The organism is Pseudomonas sp. SMN5, from assembly GCF_052041925.1.
Classification (GTDB): domain Bacteria; phylum Pseudomonadota; class Gammaproteobacteria; order Pseudomonadales; family Pseudomonadaceae; genus Aquipseudomonas.
Genome location: NZ_JBKGGX010000012.1, coordinates 84,374 through 101,768 on the forward strand (window position 1 = coordinate 84,374; position 17,395 = coordinate 101,768).

At 60.4% G+C, this 17,395-nt stretch carries 17 protein-coding genes; 11 read left to right on the forward strand and 6 right to left on the reverse strand.

Annotation, left to right across the window (positions count from 1 at the left end; all coding sequences use genetic code 11):
* Positions 1 to 24 precede the first annotated feature (24 nt).
* The 7 genes from hmpA to cyoE all read left to right on the forward strand — a co-directional run bounded on the left by hmpA (position 25) and on the right by cyoE (position 7,775).
* Positions 25 to 1,206: an NO-inducible flavohemoprotein gene (hmpA, locus tag ACLEJR_RS14165; RefSeq protein ID WP_440814664.1), complete on the forward strand. Its 1,182-nt coding sequence runs from the start codon at positions 25 to 27 to the stop codon at positions 1,204 to 1,206.
* Positions 1,207 to 1,643: 437 nt separating this feature from the next.
* Positions 1,644 to 2,153 carry a disulfide bond formation protein B gene (locus ACLEJR_RS14170; RefSeq protein ID WP_440814665.1) on the forward strand — a complete coding sequence of 170 codons (510 nt, stop codon included), beginning with the start codon at positions 1,644 to 1,646 and terminating at the stop codon, positions 2,151 to 2,153.
* 775 nt (positions 2,154 to 2,928) lie between these two features.
* Positions 2,929 to 3,876, forward strand: coding sequence for a ubiquinol oxidase subunit II (gene cyoA, locus ACLEJR_RS14175; RefSeq protein ID WP_440793897.1), 948 nt, complete (start codon positions 2,929 to 2,931; stop codon positions 3,874 to 3,876).
* Positions 3,877 to 3,879: 3 nt separating this feature from the next.
* The gene (gene cyoB / locus ACLEJR_RS14180) at positions 3,880 to 5,910 is read left to right on the forward strand and encodes a cytochrome o ubiquinol oxidase subunit I (protein WP_440793899.1); all 2,031 of its coding nucleotides are present in this window, start codon (positions 3,880 to 3,882) and stop codon (positions 5,908 to 5,910) included.
* Positions 5,911 to 5,913: 3 nt separating this feature from the next.
* Positions 5,914 to 6,540, forward strand: a complete 627-nt coding sequence (locus ACLEJR_RS14185; RefSeq protein WP_440793901.1) for a cytochrome o ubiquinol oxidase subunit III — start codon at positions 5,914 to 5,916, stop codon at positions 6,538 to 6,540.
* Positions 6,541 to 6,876, forward strand: coding sequence for a cytochrome o ubiquinol oxidase subunit IV (gene cyoD / locus ACLEJR_RS14190; protein ID WP_440793903.1), 336 nt, complete (start codon positions 6,541 to 6,543; stop codon positions 6,874 to 6,876).
* An 11-nt stretch (positions 6,877 to 6,887) separates the two neighbouring features.
* The gene (gene cyoE / locus ACLEJR_RS14195) at positions 6,888 to 7,775 is read left to right on the forward strand and encodes a heme o synthase (RefSeq protein WP_440793905.1); all 888 of its coding nucleotides are present in this window, start codon (positions 6,888 to 6,890) and stop codon (positions 7,773 to 7,775) included.
* A gap of 389 nt (positions 7,776 to 8,164) precedes the next feature.
* Here cyoE and ACLEJR_RS14200 read toward each other — a convergent pair whose 3' ends face one another.
* From ACLEJR_RS14200 to ACLEJR_RS14215, 4 genes are all read right to left on the reverse strand, one after another.
* Positions 8,165 to 8,869: a hypothetical protein gene (locus ACLEJR_RS14200; protein WP_440793907.1), complete on the reverse strand. Its 705-nt coding sequence runs from the start codon at positions 8,867 to 8,869 to the stop codon at positions 8,165 to 8,167.
* Between the two features lie 136 nt (positions 8,870 to 9,005).
* The gene (locus ACLEJR_RS14205; RefSeq protein ID WP_440814668.1) at positions 9,006 to 9,746 is read right to left on the reverse strand and encodes a DUF72 domain-containing protein; all 741 of its coding nucleotides are present in this window, start codon (positions 9,744 to 9,746) and stop codon (positions 9,006 to 9,008) included.
* A gap of 90 nt (positions 9,747 to 9,836) precedes the next feature.
* Positions 9,837 to 10,850, reverse strand: a complete 1,014-nt coding sequence (locus ACLEJR_RS14210; RefSeq protein ID WP_440814671.1) for a sensor domain-containing diguanylate cyclase — start codon at positions 10,848 to 10,850, stop codon at positions 9,837 to 9,839.
* A 233-nt stretch (positions 10,851 to 11,083) separates the two neighbouring features.
* The gene (locus ACLEJR_RS14215; RefSeq protein ID WP_440814672.1) at positions 11,084 to 12,001 is read right to left on the reverse strand and encodes a LysR family transcriptional regulator; all 918 of its coding nucleotides are present in this window, start codon (positions 11,999 to 12,001) and stop codon (positions 11,084 to 11,086) included.
* Between the two features lie 99 nt (positions 12,002 to 12,100).
* On the opposite strand from ACLEJR_RS14215, the gene ACLEJR_RS14220 reads away from it, so the two are divergent.
* Positions 12,101 to 13,276 (forward strand): aspartate aminotransferase family protein, encoded by a 1,176-nt coding sequence (locus tag ACLEJR_RS14220; RefSeq protein WP_440814675.1) that lies wholly within the window; start codon positions 12,101 to 12,103, stop codon positions 13,274 to 13,276.
* Here ACLEJR_RS14220 and ACLEJR_RS14225 read toward each other — a convergent pair.
* Positions 13,251 to 14,465 (reverse strand): MFS transporter, encoded by a 1,215-nt coding sequence (locus ACLEJR_RS14225; RefSeq protein ID WP_440814677.1) that lies wholly within the window; start codon positions 14,463 to 14,465, stop codon positions 13,251 to 13,253. The genes ACLEJR_RS14220 and ACLEJR_RS14225 overlap by 26 nt on opposite strands.
* Before the next feature lie 116 nt (positions 14,466 to 14,581).
* Between ACLEJR_RS14225 and ACLEJR_RS14230 the strand changes: the two genes are divergently transcribed.
* Together ACLEJR_RS14230 and ACLEJR_RS14235 are read left to right on the forward strand one after the other, a co-directional pair.
* Positions 14,582 to 15,034 (forward strand): winged helix-turn-helix transcriptional regulator, encoded by a 453-nt coding sequence (locus ACLEJR_RS14230; protein WP_440814680.1) that lies wholly within the window; start codon positions 14,582 to 14,584, stop codon positions 15,032 to 15,034.
* 141 nt (positions 15,035 to 15,175) lie between these two features.
* The gene (locus ACLEJR_RS14235; RefSeq protein WP_440793919.1) at positions 15,176 to 15,910 is read left to right on the forward strand and encodes an OmpA family protein; all 735 of its coding nucleotides are present in this window, start codon (positions 15,176 to 15,178) and stop codon (positions 15,908 to 15,910) included.
* A gap of 261 nt (positions 15,911 to 16,171) precedes the next feature.
* Here ACLEJR_RS14235 and ACLEJR_RS14240 read toward each other — a convergent pair whose 3' ends face one another.
* On the reverse strand, positions 16,172 to 16,609 hold the full coding sequence (locus tag ACLEJR_RS14240; protein ID WP_072396905.1) for a YhcB family protein: 438 nt from the start codon (positions 16,607 to 16,609) through the stop codon (positions 16,172 to 16,174).
* 117 nt (positions 16,610 to 16,726) lie between these two features.
* Here ACLEJR_RS14240 and ACLEJR_RS14245 point away from each other — a divergent pair, with 117 nt between their 5' ends.
* Positions 16,727 to 17,386, forward strand: a complete 660-nt coding sequence (locus ACLEJR_RS14245) for an alpha/beta hydrolase (protein WP_440814768.1) — start codon at positions 16,727 to 16,729, stop codon at positions 17,384 to 17,386.
* The last annotated feature ends 9 nt before the right edge of the window (positions 17,387 to 17,395 follow it).

Below are 17,395 nucleotides of genomic sequence, written 5' to 3' on the forward strand. Positions count from 1 at the left end.
AGTCAACAGGTCAGGAGTTACCTTATGCTCAGTCAAGAACAACGCGCCATTATCCGTTCCACCGTGCCATTGCTTGAAAGCGGCGGTGAAGCGCTGATCACCCACTTTTATCGCATGATGTTGTCCGAATACCCTCAGGTACGCCCACTGTTCAACCAGGCCCACCAAGCCAGCGGCGACCAGCCCCGCGCGTTGGCCAATGGCGTACTGATGTATGCCCGGCACATCGACCAGCTCGACCAGTTGGGCGACCTGGTGGCAAAAATCGTCAACAAGCATGTCGCCTTGCAGATCCAGCCAGAGCATTACCCCATCGTGGGCGCCTGCCTGCTGAGGGCGATCGCCGAGGTGCTGGGGGAAGAAATTGCCACGCCGCAAGTGATTTCCGCCTGGGGCGCGGCCTATAACCAACTGGCCGATATTCTGATCGGTGCCGAAGCCGGCCTGTATGACCAGAAGGCGGCAGCGCCCGGCGGCTGGCGTGGCGAGCGCGAGTTCATCCTCACGGCCAAGGTGCGCGAAAGTGCCGAGATCACCTCGTTCTACTTCGAGCCGGCGGACAAGGGACCGATCCTGCAGGCCGAGCCCGGCCAGTACATCGGTATGAAGTTGATGCTGGACGGCGAGGAAGTGCGTCGCAACTACTCCCTGTCGGCGCTGGCGGATAACGGCCAATACCGCATCAGCGTCAAGCGCGAGGCGGGTGGGCGAGTCTCCAACTACCTGCATCATCATTTCCAGATCGGCAGCAGTATCCAGTTGTTCCCGCCGTCCGGGGATTTCTACCTGACCGCCAGCGACAAGCCACTGGTGCTGATCAGCGGGGGCGTAGGCATCACCCCAACCCTGGCAATGTTGCAGGCGGCGCTGCAAACCGAGCGTCCGATACATTTCATCCATTGTGCGCGCAACGGTGGGGTCCATGCCTTCCGAGACTGGATCGATGACCTGGCGCAGCGGCATCCGCAACTCAAGCGATTCTATTGCTACGACGAGGATGACGGTGTGAGCCCGGCGGCTGACAAGGTCGGTTTGTTGAGCCAGGAGCAACTGGCGAAATGGCTGCCCGAGCAACGTGACCTGGACGCCTATTTCCTGGGACCGAAGGGTTTCATGGGCGCGGTGAAACGCCATCTCAGGGCGCTGGGTGTGCCTGATGGGCAGAGTCGTTACGAGTTCTTCGGCCCGGCGGCGGCGTTGGAATAAAAGCGGCGGCGAGCCTGGGCGACCGGGGCGCCATCATCGCGAGCAGGGCTCGCTCCCACCAGCAATGCTGTTCACTTAAGGTGTGTCACTTGTCGTGGCGAGGGAGCTTGCTCCCGCTGGGCCGGTCCGCGTTCGGGCGTAGCAGCCCAAAAGCTTGGGACCGCTGCGCGCTCCAGCGCGAGCAAACCTCCCTCGCCACGGAGTGGTGACGTCCTTGAGTGAACGGTATTACGCTCCCACAAGGGATTTATGGTGTGTTCACCACACCTTTCCCACCTGCCCGAATTAATCCGCACTTAACCCTCCCCTTGTCTATTGCCGTCAAAGTTGCCGGCGTCTGCTCGTTCGCTGTCATGGTCAGCGTGTAGACTTCGGCCATCCGACCGCGCCGGTATCGCAAGGCTGCGCGTCGATCCATGTCTATAAAGGAAAACGCAATGACTGAGGAAATGACGCGGTTAGGTCGCGAGCGGCGCTATCTGGTGCTGCTGGGACTGATCTGCCTGGGGCTGATCGGTGGGGCGCTGTACATGCAGGTGGTACTCGGTGAAGCACCGTGCCCGCTGTGCATATTGCAGCGTTATGCATTGTTGCTGATTGCCCTGTTTGCCTTCATCGGAGCGGCCATGCGCACCCGTCGCAGCCTGACCATTTTCGAAGGCCTGGTGGTGCTCTGCGCATTGGCTGGTGCCGGCGTGGCGGGGCATCACGTATACACGCAGTTCTTCCCGGCGGTCAGCTGCGGCGTCGACGTGTTGCAGCCGATTGTCGATGACCTGCCCCTGGCGAAGATCTTCCCGTTGGGGTTTCAGGTGGACGGCTTTTGCTCAACGCCTTATCCACCGATCCTGGGCCTGTCCCTGGCGCAGTGGGCATTGGTGGCCTTTGTATTGACGGTCGTGCTGGTGCCGTTGCTGGTGTCACGCAATCGCAAAGCGCTTCACTGAAACCCGTCGGTGAAACGCCCCGGTTCTCTCATACGGAGCCGGGGCGTTTTGCATTTCAGTCTTGAGCCGATTCGGCCTTGATCCGGCGCAAGAATGGGCTGCGACAGTGTGCGACACGTTGTCACATACCTGGGCGGTTACGGCATTTCCGACGTCGAATAAACACCTTTTCTTGTAACAAAAAACTGGGCGGTTTATCAGTTGCCCCTTCTCGTCCAGCAGGCATTTTTAACAGCGAAGCGCTGGATCGCCAGACCCCCGAAAAACGGGCGCTTGCCTGGTAAATGTCGACGGCATCAACCGCGCGGGCTGTCTGAATCGGGCGAAGTAGGCCTACGTTTTTTGGGGTTCTTGTTGAGAATTATTTTCGATAACATGCCGGCTCGTTGCGATTCGGACGATGGATTATTGCCTGTTCGGATAAAAATTATTTCGGGATAAGACATGGTCTACAGCGCCTCAGCTCACTACAATCGCCCGCACCGAATATCCGATCCGGCTCAGCTTGAGCGCGAGAGGTGGTCGAAGGGCGCCAGCGCCCCATGCGATCCCAAGTGTCGGTGCCTTCCAACTACCCGCACCAAATGGAATTGGGCTTGAACTAGGCCTTTGACCAACGAATAAGAACTCACTGCTGGCCCAGGATGTGTCGAACAGTGTCTGACGTTTGACGGGCAGCCCTTATTCAATCCAAGAAAATGCCAACCCTTGGCAGGGTGAAGTGTTGGCGATCAAAACCCAACTGCATTGCGCAAGCTGCTTTAGAGGTCGTGAGATGAGTAAAAACAGGTACCCCCGATTACTAGGCTTGTTGCCGTTGCTCGGCACGTTGCTGCTGGGAGGCTGCAACATGACCTTGCTCGATCCCAAGGGCCAGGTTGGCCTGGATGAACGAAACCTGATCATCACCGCCACGCTGCTGATGCTGTTGGTCGTCGTGCCGGTCATTGTCATGACGTTCCTGTTCGCCTGGAAATATCGCGCTTCCAACACCCAGGCCACGTACACGCCGAAGTGGTCGCACTCGACCAAGATCGAAGTGGCCGTGTGGACCATCCCGGTCCTGATCATCATTGCCCTGGGCTATGTCACCTACAAGTCGACCCACGCCCTGGACCCGTATCGTCCGCTGGAATCCGACGTCAAGCCGATCACCATCGAAGTGGTGTCGATGGATTGGAAGTGGTTGTTCATTTATCCGGAACAAGGCATCGCCACCGTCAACAAGATCGTGTTCCCGGCTCACACGCCGATCAACTTCAAGGTCACTTCCGACACCGTGATGAACTCATTCTTCATTCCGGGCCTGGGCGGCCAGATCTATGCGATGGCGGGCATGCAGACCAAGTTGCACCTGATCGCCAACCAGAACACTGAACTCGAAGGTATCTCCGCCAACTACAGCGGCGCAGGTTTCTCCGGCATGAAGTTCAAAGCGACCGCCACTACCCAGGAAGAGTTCGACGCCTGGGTCAACGAAGTGAAAAAGGCACCTAAACAGCTTGAAAAAGCTGAATACGAAGCCCTTTCCAAACCGAGCCAGAACAACCCAGTCGAACTCTACTCGTCGGTTACGCCGAACCTGTTCCAGACCATCATCGACAAATATGAAGGGATGAATCCAGGCAAGCCGATGCACCACGAGAAGCACGAGAAGGAAGTGGCGCACAACATGGAAGGGATGGACATGAGCTCGCATTCAGCTGCCGGGGCAGAGGAGTAAAAGATGTTTGGTAAATTAAGTTGGGAAGCGATCCCGTTCCACGAGCCGATTGTCATGGTGACCCTCGCCATCATCGCGCTTGGTGGCCTGGGGCTGTTCGCCGGTATCACTTATTTCAAGAAGTGGACCTACCTGTGGACCGAGTGGCTGACGTCGGTCGACCACAAGAAAATCGGCGTGATGTACATCATCGTCGCCATGGTCATGCTGCTGCGCGGCTTTGCCGACGCCATCATGATGCGTACCCAACAGGCCATGGCCACCGTAGGGTCGCCTGGCTACCTGCCGCCTGAACACTATGACCAGATCTTCACCGCCCACGGTGTGATCATGATCATCTTCATGGCGATGCCTTTCTTCACCGGCCTGATGAACCTGGCGGTGCCGTTGCAGATCGGCGCCCGTGACGTGGCCTACCCGTTCCTGAACTCCCTGAGCTTCTGGCTGCTGGTATCCGGCGTGGTGCTGATCAACGTGTCCCTGGGTGTCGGCGAATTCGCCAAGACCGGGTGGGTTGCTTATCCGCCGCTGTCGGGGTTGCAGTACAGTCCGGGTGTAGGGGTTGATTACTATATCTGGGCGCTACAGCTATCCGGATTAGGGACGACACTCACGGGGGTCAACTTCCTGGCCACCGTGCTGAAAATGCGTACTCCGGGCATGAAGCTGATGGACATGCCGATCTTCACCTGGACCTGCACCTGGGCCAACGTGCTGATCGTCGCTTCGTTCCCGATCCTCACCGCTACCCTGGCACTGCTGACGCTTGACCGTTACATGGATTTCCACATTTTCACCAATGAACTGGGTGGAAATCCGATGATGTACGTCAACCTGTTCTGGGCCTGGGGTCACCCTGAGGTGTACATCCTGATCCTGCCGGCGTTCGGTATTTTCTCCGAAGTCATCTCGACTTTCACCGGCAAGAAACTGTTTGGCCACCACTCGATGATCTACGCTTCGGGCGCGATCTCGGTACTGGGCTTCATGGTCTGGCTGCACCACTTCTTCACCATGGGATCGGGTGCCAGCGTCAACGCCTTCTTCGGCCTGGCGACGATGCTGATTTCCATCCCGACGGGTGTGAAGCTGTTCAACTGGCTGTTCACCATCTACCAGGGCCGGCTGCGCTTCACCAGCCAGGTGATGTGGACCCTGGGCTTCATGGTGACCTTCGCCATCGGCGGCATGACCGGCGTACTGCTGGCCATTCCGGGCGCGGACTTCGTGCTGCACAACAGCCTGTTCGTGATCGCGCACTTCCACAACGTGATCATCGGCGGCGCGGTATTCGGCTACATCGCGGGCTTTGCGTTCTACTTCCCTAAAGCGTTCGGCTTCAAGCTGCACGAAGGTTGGGGCAAGGCAGCGTTCGGCTTCTGGATCACCGGCTTCTTCGTTGCGTTCATGCCGCTCTATGCACTGGGCTTCATGGGCATGACCCGTCGCCTGAACACCACCACCAACCCTGAGTGGGTGCCGTACCTGTACGTCGCCATGTTCGGTGCGGTGCTGATCGCCTGTGGTATCGCCTGCCAGCTGATCCAGTTGTACGTCAGCGTGCGTGACCGCAAGAAGCCAGAAAACATGTGCGAACACGGCGACCCGTGGAATGCCCATACCCTGGAATGGTCGACCTCCTCGCCACCACCGTTCTACAACTTCGCCGTGCTGCCGAAGGCCGAAGTGATCGACCCGTTCACCGAAGCCAAGGAAAACGGTACCGCGTACCAGGCTCCGGCCAAGTACGAGCCGATCCACATGCCGAACAACACCGCGACCGGTGTGGTCATGGGTGCGCTGCTGACAGTGTTCGGTTTCGCCATGATCTGGCACATCTGGTGGCTGGCGATCGCCAGCCTGGTCGGCACCGTGGTGTATTTCGTGATCCATGCCGCCCGTGACGATCAGGGCTACATGGTGCCGGTGGATGTCATCGAGCGCATCGAAGCCGAGCAGCACAAACGTCTGGTCGCGGCCGGGAAGATCCCAGCCACCGCCACCCGTGTTGAAACCTCGTTGGAACAGGCTTAAACCATGTCTAATTTAGTGACCAATGTTGGACACGCCCATGGTCATGACCATGGGCACGATGACCATCACCACGACTCGGGCGAGATGACCGTATTCGGTTTCTGGCTCTACCTGATGACCGACTGCATCCTGTTTGCGTCGATCTTCGCGGTCTACGCGGTGCTGGTGAACAACGTCGCCGGTGGCCCGTCGGGCCACGACATCTTCGAACTGCCATACGTGCTGGGCGAAACCGCCCTGCTGTTGTTCAGCTCGATCACCTACGGCTTCGCGATGCTGGCCCTGTACAAGGGCAAGAAGTCCCAGGTGCTGGGTTGGCTGGCCATGACCTTCCTGTTCGGTGCCGGCTTCATCGGCATGGAGATCAACGAGTTCCACATCCTGATCTCTGAAGGCTACGGTCCCAGCCGCAGCGGTTTCCTGTCGGGTTTCTTCACCCTGGTCGGTACCCACGGCCTGCACGTGACCAGCGGCCTGATCTGGATGGCGATCATGATGTACCAGGTCCAGAAAAACGGCCTGACCGCCACCAACAAGACGCGCCTGAGCTGCCTGAGCCTGTTCTGGCACTTCCTGGACGTGGTGTGGATCTGCGTATTCACCGTTGTTTATCTGATGGGGACCCTGTAAATGGCTAACGCTCATTCCCATGATGGCCACGACGCCGGCCACGGCAGCGTCAAGTCCTACGCCATCGGTTTCATCCTGTCGGTGATCCTGACGGTCATCCCGTTCGGCCTGGTGATGTACCCATCGCTGCCGAAAAGCCTGACCCTGTGGATCATCCTGATCTTCGCCGTGGTCCAGGTCCTGGTGCACCTGGTGTACTTCCTGCACCTGGACCGCTCGGCCGCACAGCGTAACAACGTGGTCGCGTTTGTCTTCGCGGCGATCGTGATCATCCTGCTGGTCGGCCTGTCGTTGTGGATCATGTTCAGCATCCACACCAACATGATGGCGCACTGAGGAAAATCCGGATGTCCTTAAAGCACTTTATCCAAATCACCAAGCCGGGGATCATTTTCGGTAACGTGCTTTCTGTGGCAGGCGGGTTTTTCCTGGCCTCGAAAGGGCATGTCGATCTGGCCATCTTCCTGGCGGCGATGATCGGCACGTCCCTGGTGGTGGCGTCCGGTTGCGTGTTCAACAACTGCATCGACCGTGACATCGACATCAAGATGGAACGCACCAAGAATCGTGCCCTGGTCCAGGGCCTGATCCCGGTGCAACTGGCCCTGGCCTTCGCCACGGTGCTGGGTGTCGGCGGCGTTGCGTTGTTGTACTGGGTGGCGAACCCGTTGGCAGCGTTGTTCGCGGTCATCGGTTTCGTCATCTACGTTGGCCTCTACAGCCTGTACCTCAAGCGCAAGTCGGTCCACGGCACGCTGGTGGGCAGTCTGTCGGGGGCGATGCCACCGGTGATCGGTTATGTCGCGGTCAGCAACAGCTTCGACATGGCTGCGCTGACACTGCTGGTGATGTTCAGCCTGTGGCAGATGCCGCATTCCTACGCCATCGCGATCTTCCGTTTCAACGACTACCTGGCAGCCTCGATTCCGGTGCTGCCGGTCAAACGTGGCATCCGCGTGGCCAAGAAGCACATCCTGTTCTACATCCTGGCGTTCCTGGTGGCGACCTTGATGCTGACCTTCAGCGGCTATGCCGGCATGAGCTACCTGGCCGTCGCCGCCGCCATGGGCATGTACTGGCTGTACATGGCCTGGACCGGCTACAAGGCGGTGGATGACACGGTCTGGGCGCGCAAGCTGTTCGTGTTCTCGATCTTCACCATCACCGCCCTGAGCGTCATGATGTCCCTGGACTTCAAAGTGCCGAGTGAGCTGCTGCTGACTTACGCACCTTAAGCGCCAGACACCACACAAAAGCCCCGCCTTCGAGAGAAGAGCGGGGCTTTTTCATGGGTGGAGTCGTGGGAGCGGGCTTGCTCGCGAAGGCGTCAGCCCAGACGCCCCAAAACCTGTGGCGAGGGAGCTTGCTCCCGCTCGGCTGCGCAGCAGTCGCAAAACCGGCTCATGCGGTCTGCCCTGGAAAATGCAGGGGCCTGCTTCGCAGGCCGGCGGGAGCGAGCTCCCTCGCCACGGTGGGGTTGTGTGGCGCCGAATCAGGGATCGATCCTGGTTCCCCTGTGGGAGCGAGCCTGCTCGCGATAGCGGTGGGTCAGCTCGCAGGGATGACGGATATATCGACGCAATCGCGGGCAGGTTCGCTCCCACAGAAAAGCGGGGGAGGCGCTTTACTGTTGGGCGATGCTGTAGCCGTCGAAGGCCTTCTGCTGTTGCAGGGCGGTGACGATGCTCTTGCGGGTGGCCTGTTGTTCAATGCCGTCGTTGTCCAGGAAGGTTTCGCTTTCCAGTTCGGCTTCGTCGCCTTCACCCACGAAGTTGAAGCCGAGGAATTCGAAGGCCTCGCGGTCTACGTTCGGTTTGGAGCGCGGCGTGCGCAGCGGCAGGGTGACGCTGATGCCGTCCTTGCTGATGACGAAGATCTCGGCTTCCTTCCTGGCCCGTGAGGCCTTGCCTTTGCTGCCGCTCGGGTTGCTGATGGCCTGGTGGGTCTGGTTGAGCACCTTCAATGCCAGGCCATAGACCAGCTCCTGAAACGCTGGGTCGTCCTTGTAGCTGGAAAGGATGCGGCTGATGGGGAAGCGGCTGCTCAGGTCTTCCAGCGCCGCGAAGTCGGCGGCTTCGGCGTCCTTGAGTTGCTTGAGCTGGCCCATCAGTTCGTAGGCCTTGTCATCGTCGAAGGCATCGTGGGCCTGGCGGATGGCGGTGCGCAGCTCGCGGATCTGGTCGCTTTCGCGATTGGACTGGAACGCATCGAGGACCATCTCGCTGATGCTTTTGGCCTGGGGCAGATGCTGTGAAAGATTGATGGAGTTTTCGTATTCCGCTTTGCTCGACAGGGTGGCTACGGATTCAGCGGTGTTGGAATCGGACATTGAAATTTCACTACTTCTATTAGCTGGATAAGCCCAAAGGCGAGGTGCGTTTTTTCGGTCGCCTAATCTATTGGACCCAAGCGGTGTTGTCACGGCCGGACCGGTGAGAGGTCGCCATTTATTGCCAATGGTGGGCTCAAGTGCGCAACAGCTCCATCAATCGCAACGCATCGCCCGTCGCGGCGCCGCTGGCGGTGTTGTCGAAGATGCACCAGGTCGGTGTGTCCGGGTCGGCCTTCAGGTCTTTGGCAAACTGTTCCAGCCAGGCGTCTTCGTACGCGGAGTAATAAATCCGCGGCGAACCGTGCAAGCGGTAATACCGGATCCCGGGCCAGCCTGCGGGCCGGTCGCCTCCAGGCAAAGGCGATGGGTCGGCGCCGACACGCCCGATGCATGCGTCTTGTAGCAGCGCCGCAGCCTGGGCCGTGAGCCACTCTGGATGCCGCGGTTCCAGCACTGCATGTCCTTGATAGCGGTCGCGCAAGGTCGTGAAGAACGCCTCGGCATTCGCTTCATCGAACGCCAGCGACGGCGGCAACTGGATCAACAGGCAGCCGAGTTTTTCGCCCAGTTGCGAGCACTGGCCCAAGAACTCATCCACCAGGCCCTCGCAATCGCGCAGCCGTCGCTCATGGGTAATCGCCTTGGGGACCTTGACCGCAAACCGGAAGTCATCGGCAACGCTGTCCGCCCATTTGGCGTAGGTGGCGGGGCGGTGCGGGCGATAGAACGAGCTGTTGATTTCCACGGCCGGGAAGCGGGCGCCGTAGCGTTGCAAATGACTGCCTTGGGCAGGGAAGTCCGGCCAGTACATACGGGGCAGCGACCAGCCGGCGCAACCCAGGTAGAGACGGGGGGTAGGGGATCGGGTAGGCAAAGTGGAATCCCGGTGACAAGAGGTACAAGCTATGACCACCGCGAGCGCGGCAAAGGTGCATTCGTTTTTATTTCTGGCGCAGTACCCGGTTCACTCGCAAATAACGTTCTTGCCAGCCAGCTTGGAGCGGTACAGCGCCTGGTCCGCCCGGTGCAGCAAGGCCGCCTGCTGCTCATCGTCCAATCGTTGTACGACGCCAAAACTCAGGGTGATCCGAAAATCGCCCACCGGCAGCAGGTCGGACACGCTCCGGCGGATGGTTTCCGCCAGCAGGCAGGCGTCGGCCAATGTCGTGTTGGGCAGGATCATGATGAATTCATCGCCGCCCCAGCGCACAAGCAGATCGCCGTCGCGTTCGCAGCGTTCGACGCCCTGCACCACTTGCACCAGCGCGGCATCGCCGAAAGCATGGCCGTACCGATCGTTGATGTCCTTGAAGTCGTCCACATCCATGGCGATCAGGCACAGCGGCTGGCGAAAACGTTGGGCGCGCTCGCAAGCCAGCGGCAGGGCCTGTTCCAGGCGATAACGATTGGCGACCCGGGTCAGGGCGTCGGTTTCGGCAAGCCGGCGGTTTTCGTCGAGCTGGATCTGCAGCTGGTGGTTGACCCGCGACAACTCGCGGGTGCGTTCTTCGATGACCGCTTCCAGGGATTTATTGCGCCGCTCCAGTTGTTCGAACAGGCGTTTCTTGTCATCGATGCTGCGGTGGGCGCCGATCATGCGCGCCACCGTTGCGTCGGGATTGCGGGCGATCACATAGCCGCGATCCTCGATCCAGATATAGGACCCATCGCGCATGCGGCACCGATATTCGGCCTGGTAGCGTTGGGCGCGCTGTTCCAGGTAATCGTCGAACGCTGCCATCACTCGAGGATAGTCGTCCGGGTGGATGACGTTTTCCCAGGTCAGCACCGTGTTGCCGAGCGAATGAGGCGGGTAGCCCAACATCGTGTACCAGCCGGGGTTGCGGTAGACGAACCCGGTATTGGCATTCCAGTCCCAAATGCCGTCGCTGACCAGTTCCAGGATGGTGTGCAGCACGCCTTCGTCCAGATCGGACAGGTCGAACCGCAGCGTGTCCATGTTCGAGGCATCTTCCATGGTCGTTCCCCCAATCCCAAAGTGCTCGCTGAGGTGCAAGAGTAGCCGATGGGGCGGTGCGTCACTAGCGCTGCCGGAGCACCGCAGGCTCAGACAATCTTTGTGGCGAGGGGATTTATCCCCGTTGGGTTGCGAAGCGACCCCATGACGGTCGGCTCACTGTTCCAAGCATCGAGGCTGGCTATTATTGGGGCCGTTGCGCGCGCCAGCGGGGATAAATCCCCTCGCCACAATCATTCGGCTGCGGTTTGAGGCTTCCCCCATTTCTCCAACGCAAACTCGACAAAACTGCGCAGCTTCGGCAAGCGGTAGCGATCCGGCGCATACAAAAGGTTCATCGGGCGATGGGGTAGTTGATAGTCCTGCAACAGCGCCACCAGATGTCCATCCTTCAGGTCCTGGGCCACCAGCGCATCGGGCAGCATCACCACGCCCATGCCGGCCAGGGCGGCGCGGTGCAGGCCGGCGGAGCTGTTGATCAGCATCGGCCCGTTCACCGGCACCTTGATCTCACCCTTTGCGTCGTTGATCGGCCAGTGATCCTGAGCGAAGCGCCACTCGTCTGCGGCCGAATAGGCGAATGACAGGCAGTCATGGTGTTGCAGGTCCGCAGGCTGTCGCGGCGCGCCGCGTCTTGCCAGGTAGGCCTTGGACGCGCAGATGGTCAGGGTGTAGTCGACCAAGGGGCGGGCGATCAGTTTCGGATCGGGAAGGCCGAGGCGGATAGCGACGTCGAAACCGTGTTCGAGCAGGTCCAGACGCTGGTTGGTCAGCACCACATCGAGTTTGACCTGGGCGAAGCGTTGGCTGAATTCGGCCAGCGCCGGCGCAAGGCGTTCGGTGCCGAAAGTCAGCGGTGCGGTGATGCGCAGGGTGCCGGTGGGCTCGCCCTGAGTCTGTTCGGCCAGGCGTTCGGAATCCGCCACCAGTCCCAGAACTTCCAGGCAACGCTGATAGTAGGTCGAGCCGAATTCGGTCAGGCGCTGGCGACGGGTCGTACGGTTGATCAGTCGCACGCCGAGACGTTGCTCCAGCGCACGCAGGTGATTGCCCACCATGGTTGTGGACATTTCACACGCTTGGGCGGCGGCGGTCAGACTGCCGCCTTCCACCACTTTCACGTAAACGGTCATTGCCTGGAACAGGTCCATTATCAAGCTCGGCTTTTAAATGATTGAAGTGAGCTGGTGTTTATCCAGCATCAGTGGCTAACCATACTGGAAAAAACCACCCGATGGAGCCTGATCACCATGACCGCTGCCTGCCTGATGACCACCTACCAACCCTTGGCGTTGAATTTCACCCACGGATTGGGCACGCGCCTGTGGGACCAGGACGGCCGTGAGTACCTGGATGCGGTGGCGGGCGTGGCCGTGACCAATGTGGGGCACTCCCATCCCAGGTTGGTGGCGGCGATCAGCGAGCAGGCCGGCCTGTTGCTGCACACCTCCAACCTGTACAGCATCGATTGGCAACAGCGCCTGGCCCACAGACTTACCCAGCTCTCGGGTCTTGAACGGGTGTTTTTCAATAATTCGGGGGCCGAGGCCAACGAAACCGCGTTGAAACTCGCGCGCTTGCACGGCTGGCACAAGGGCGTCGAACAGCCCTTGGTGGTGGTCATGGAAAACGCCTTTCACGGGCGCACATTGGGCACGATGTCGGCCAGCGACGGTCCCTCGGTGCGGCTGGGCTTCAACCGGTTGCCGGGGGATTTCATCAAGGTGCCGTTCGGCGACCTCGCCGCGCTGGAAGAAGTCCGGCAGGCTCATGCAGAGCGCATCGTCGCGGTATTGGTGGAGCCGATCCAGGGTGAGAGCGGCGTGCAACTCGCACCGCCTGGCTACCTCAAGGCCCTGCGTCAGTTGTGCAGCCGGCGTGGCTGGCTGTTGATGCTCGACGAGATCCAGACCGGCATCGGCCGCACCGGCCAATGGTTCGCGTTCCAGCACGAAGGCATCGTGCCGGACGTCATGACCCTCGCCAAAGGGCTGGGCAACGGCGTGCCCATTGGCGCCTGCCTGGCGCGGGGCAAAGCCGCCGAACTGTTTACCCCCGGCAGCCATGGCAGCACGTTCGGCGGTAATCCGTTGGCCTGTCGGGTTGGCTGCACGGTGCTGGACATCATCGAAGCGCAAGGCCTGGTGGACAACGCCCGGTGTCAGGGCGAACGCTTGCTCAGTCGGCTCCGCGCAGAGCTTGCGGACAACCCTAACGTGCTGGCGATTCGCGGCCAGGGCCTGATGATCGGCATCGAACTCAAGCAGCCGGTCCGTGACCTGGCGCTGTGCGCAGCCCGCGATCATGGCCTGCTGATCAACGTCACCCGCAGCAAGGTCATCCGCCTGCTGCCGCCGCTGACGATTGACGAGCGGGAAGTGGCGATGATCGTCAGGGGTGTCAGTCGGGTTCTCGCGCAACCATGAGATCGGCCCAGACCCAATAGACAACGGCGGCTGCACTGATCAGCGCGCCCAACAGGCACACCGCGATCCAGCCCCACAGGGCATAGACCTGGGTCGCGGCAGCCGCCCCGGCGGCGCTGCCGACGGAGTAGAAGCACATGTACGCACCGACCAGCCGACTCTGGGCATCCGGCCTGGCAGCAAGAATCAGGCTCTGGTTGGTCACGTGGACGGCCTGCACGGCGAAGTCCAGCACGATCACCCCGACAATCAGCGCCAACAGCGACGTCTCGGCGTACGCCGTCGGCCACCAGGACAATGTCAGCAACGCCAGGGCGATCCCGGTGGTGCGCGATCCCCATCCGCGGTCGGCCCAGCGCCCGGCTTTCGAAGCGGCCAGTGCGCCCGCCACGCCCGCCAGGCCGAACAGACCGACCTGGGTGTGGGACAACGACAGCGGCGGCGCACTGAGCGGCAGCACCATGGACGTCCACAACACGCTGAACGCGGCGAAAATCAGCGCGGCCAGGACGCCCCTGACCCGCAGCGTGCGCTCGGTAATGAACAGCTCGAACAGCGAACCGAGGAGCGCCGGGTAAGAAACAGCGAGCCTGGGGAGGTCCCTCGAAGGCACATTCCTGGCAAGCACCCAGGCGAGCAAAACCATCAGCGCCGCCGATACGAAAAACACCGCGCGCCAGCCGGCCAGGTCAGCGATGATGCCTGATACCGCGCGGGCCAGCAGTATCCCCAGCACCACGCCGCTGGTGACCGTGCCCACGGCTTGCCCACGCTGTTGCGGCGAAGCGAGAGCCGCGGCGTAGGCGACGACGATCTGCACCAGCACCGCCATCATTCCCACCGTGACCATCGCCCCCAGTAACAACGGCCATTGCCCGGCGCTGCCCGCGATAACCAGTGCCACGGCTGACAGCAGCGTCTGGCAGACCATCAGTTTCTTGCGATTGACCAGGTCGCCAAGTGCCACGATGAACACCAGGCCCACCGCATATCCGGCCTGGGTTGCGCTCACGACGAAGCCCGCCAGGCCGGGGGCAATCTGCAGGCTCTGCGCGATGGCGTCGAGCAAGGGCTGGACGAAGTACACGTTCGCCACTGCCAGTGCGCACGTGATGGAAAACAGCAACGTGAGAGAACGGTTCAACACGTGGCCGCTGGCTGGCGACGTAGCGGGGAGAAGGGATGGCATGGGCGAATTCATGGAGGCTGCCTTTGCAGAAACAGGTTTCATTTGGAAACCACTTTCTTGAGTTTTAACTGCTTCGGTTTTAATCTGCAACCAGTTTATTTTTCAAGGGCAGCGGCATGACGCAGCAAGCATCTACTGGCAGCAATGAATGTCCTGTGGCACGGGCCGCTGAGATCATCTGTGATCGCTGGTCGTTGTTGATCATTCGCGAGGCGTTTGACGAAGTGCGCAGGTTCAGCGAGTTCCAGAAGAACCTCGGGCTGGCGAAGAACATTCTCGCGGCGCGGCTCAAGGCGTTGGTGGAGGTGGGCGTCTTTGAAACCAGGCCCGCCTCCGATGGCAGCGCCTACAAGGAATACGCATTGACGCAGAAAGGGCGCGAAGTCTTTCCGATCATGGTGTCAATGCGTCAATGGGGAGAGCGGCACTTGTTCAGCGCCGGGGAAACCCACTCCGTGTTGTTGGACAACGAGCATGATGAGCCTTTGGCGTTGCTTGAGGTTCGCTCGGCAGGGGGGAGGAAACTGGAGCCGGGCGACTGTCATCGACGCCGGGTGGTCAAGCCCTGAGCGGCGCGATTTACATATGTAAGCAATGGGTAAACGTGACGCAGCGGCACGGAATTTTTGATCATTGTCGTGTTCCAACGCCAGCCAGAGTCGATTGCCTACGCCCTGGCCTTTCAGAATGAAAATACCAGGAGCATTTCCATGTTCACCTCGCGTCGCTTGATTGTTGTCGCTACCGCCGTGGCCCTGTTGTCCGGCTGCGCGTCACCTAACCCTTATGACAACCAGGGACAGGCCTCCACCGAATCTTCCGGCATGAGCAAGACTGCCAAGTACGGCGGCCTCGGTGCTCTGGCGGGCGCACTGGCCGGCGCGGCCATCGGCCACGATAACCGTGGCAAGGGGGCGCTGATCGGCGCGGCAGTCGTGGGTGCCTCCGCAGCGGGTTATGGCTATTACGCCGACCAGCAAGAGAAGAAACTGCGGGCCAGCATGGCCAACACCGGCGTTGAAGTGCAACGCCAGGGCGACCAGATCAAGCTGATCATGCCGGGCAACATCACCTTCGCCACCGACTCGGCAAACATCGCGTCCAGCTTCTACCAGCCGCTGAACAACCTGGCCAACTCCCTCAAGGAGTTCAACCAGAACCAGATCGAAATCGTCGGCTATACCGACAGCACCGGCAGCCGCCAGCACAACATGGACCTGTCGCAGCGTCGTGCCCAGAGCGTGGCGACCTACCTGACGTCCCAGGGCGTAAGCGGCGCCAACCTGTCCGCCCGTGGCGCCGGCCCGGACAACCCGGTGGCGAGCAATGCCGACGTCAATGGCCGGGCGCAAAACCGTCGTGTCGAAGTCAACCTCAAGGCCATCCCCGGGCAGAACTACCAAGCGCCTCAGCAGCAGGGGCAGACTTACCAGCAATACCCATGATGCTTGGGCGTCAGTGAAACGGGGGCCATGGAGACATGGCCCCCGTTTTTATGCCTGAGACTCATCCCCTGTGGGGCGCGATTTCGGGGCTGATGAAGATCCAGTGTGGGAGCGAGCCTGCTCGCGAAGCGGTGTGTCTGTGTTGGTAATGTTGGATGTGCTGACGTCATCGCGAGCAGGCTCGCTCCCACACTGGATCGAGGGGCAAAGAAAAGCCCGCCGGGTCAACTGGCCGGGCGGGCTTCGGTGTCGCTTGGATATTTATTTCTTCAAACCGTAATGCTCATCGAGCATGCCGGGCGAATTGGGCGCCTTGGGGGCGTAGTCACGAGGAGGTTCCTGGACCTCTCTGGGCGGGGTCAGGCGTTCCCGTGGGGCCTGGCCTGCATCGGCGTGCAGGGCGGCCAGCAGACGTTGGCGGGTTTGCTCATCCAGGGCCAGGCGATTGGCGCCCTCGGACAGATGATCCTGGACATCCTGATAGCTCTGGGTGAGTTTTTTCACCAGGGCAGCGGTGCTGTTGAAGTGGGTGACCACTTCATTCTGATAACTGTCGAAACGTTCCTGGATGTCGTCCAGCTGACGTTGCGTGCTGTTAGGCACCGCGTTGGGCAGCAGTCGGGCAAGCAGGAATCCAATGGCGACACCCGCGACCAGGGCAAGAGTCGGCAACAACCAAACTAAGAGCGAGTGTTCCACGAGTCCTTCCTCTATAAACGGCTTTGCTTTACGTTAACGGCTCGGACCTGCGCTGTATACCGCGAAGAACATCGCAATCATGCCAGGCACAGACTTTTAGCTAGACGAGTCGACCCTATTCGGGGTCACGGAGTTCACCCCTTGCTTATGCGCGAAACCCCTGTATTCATCGATGGCCCGGTCGGCCAACTGGAAGCCTTGTACCTGGACAACGAGGCCCCCCGTGGCCTGGCACTGATCTGCCATCCCAACCCGGTACAGGGCGGGACCATGCTCAATAAAGTGGTCTCGACCCTGCAACGCACCGCCCGCGATGCCGGCCTGGTTACGTTGCGTTTCAATTATCGAGGTGTCGGCGCCAGCGCCGGGAGCCATGACATGGGCTCCGGCGAAGTGGACGATGCCCAGGCTGCGGCGGCGTGGTTGCGAGAAAAGTACCCGCAGTTGCCCCTGACCCTGTTCGGTTTCTCGTTTGGTGGCTTCGTCGCTGCCAGTCTGGGCGGACGGCTCGAAGCCCAGGGCCAATCACTCAAGCACCTGTTCATGGTGGCGCCTGCGGTGATGCGCCTGAACGAGCAGTCACCCTTGCCGATGGGCGGTGAGTTGACGGTGATCCAGCCGGAAAACGATGAAGTGGTCGATCCCACGCTCGTCTACGAATGGTCCGCCGCGCTCCAACGCCCCCATGAGCTGCTGAAAGTGGCAGAATGCGGACACTTTTTCCATGGCAAGCTGACCGATCTCAAGGATCTGCTCCTGCCGCGCCTTTCGAATTGACAGCAGTCT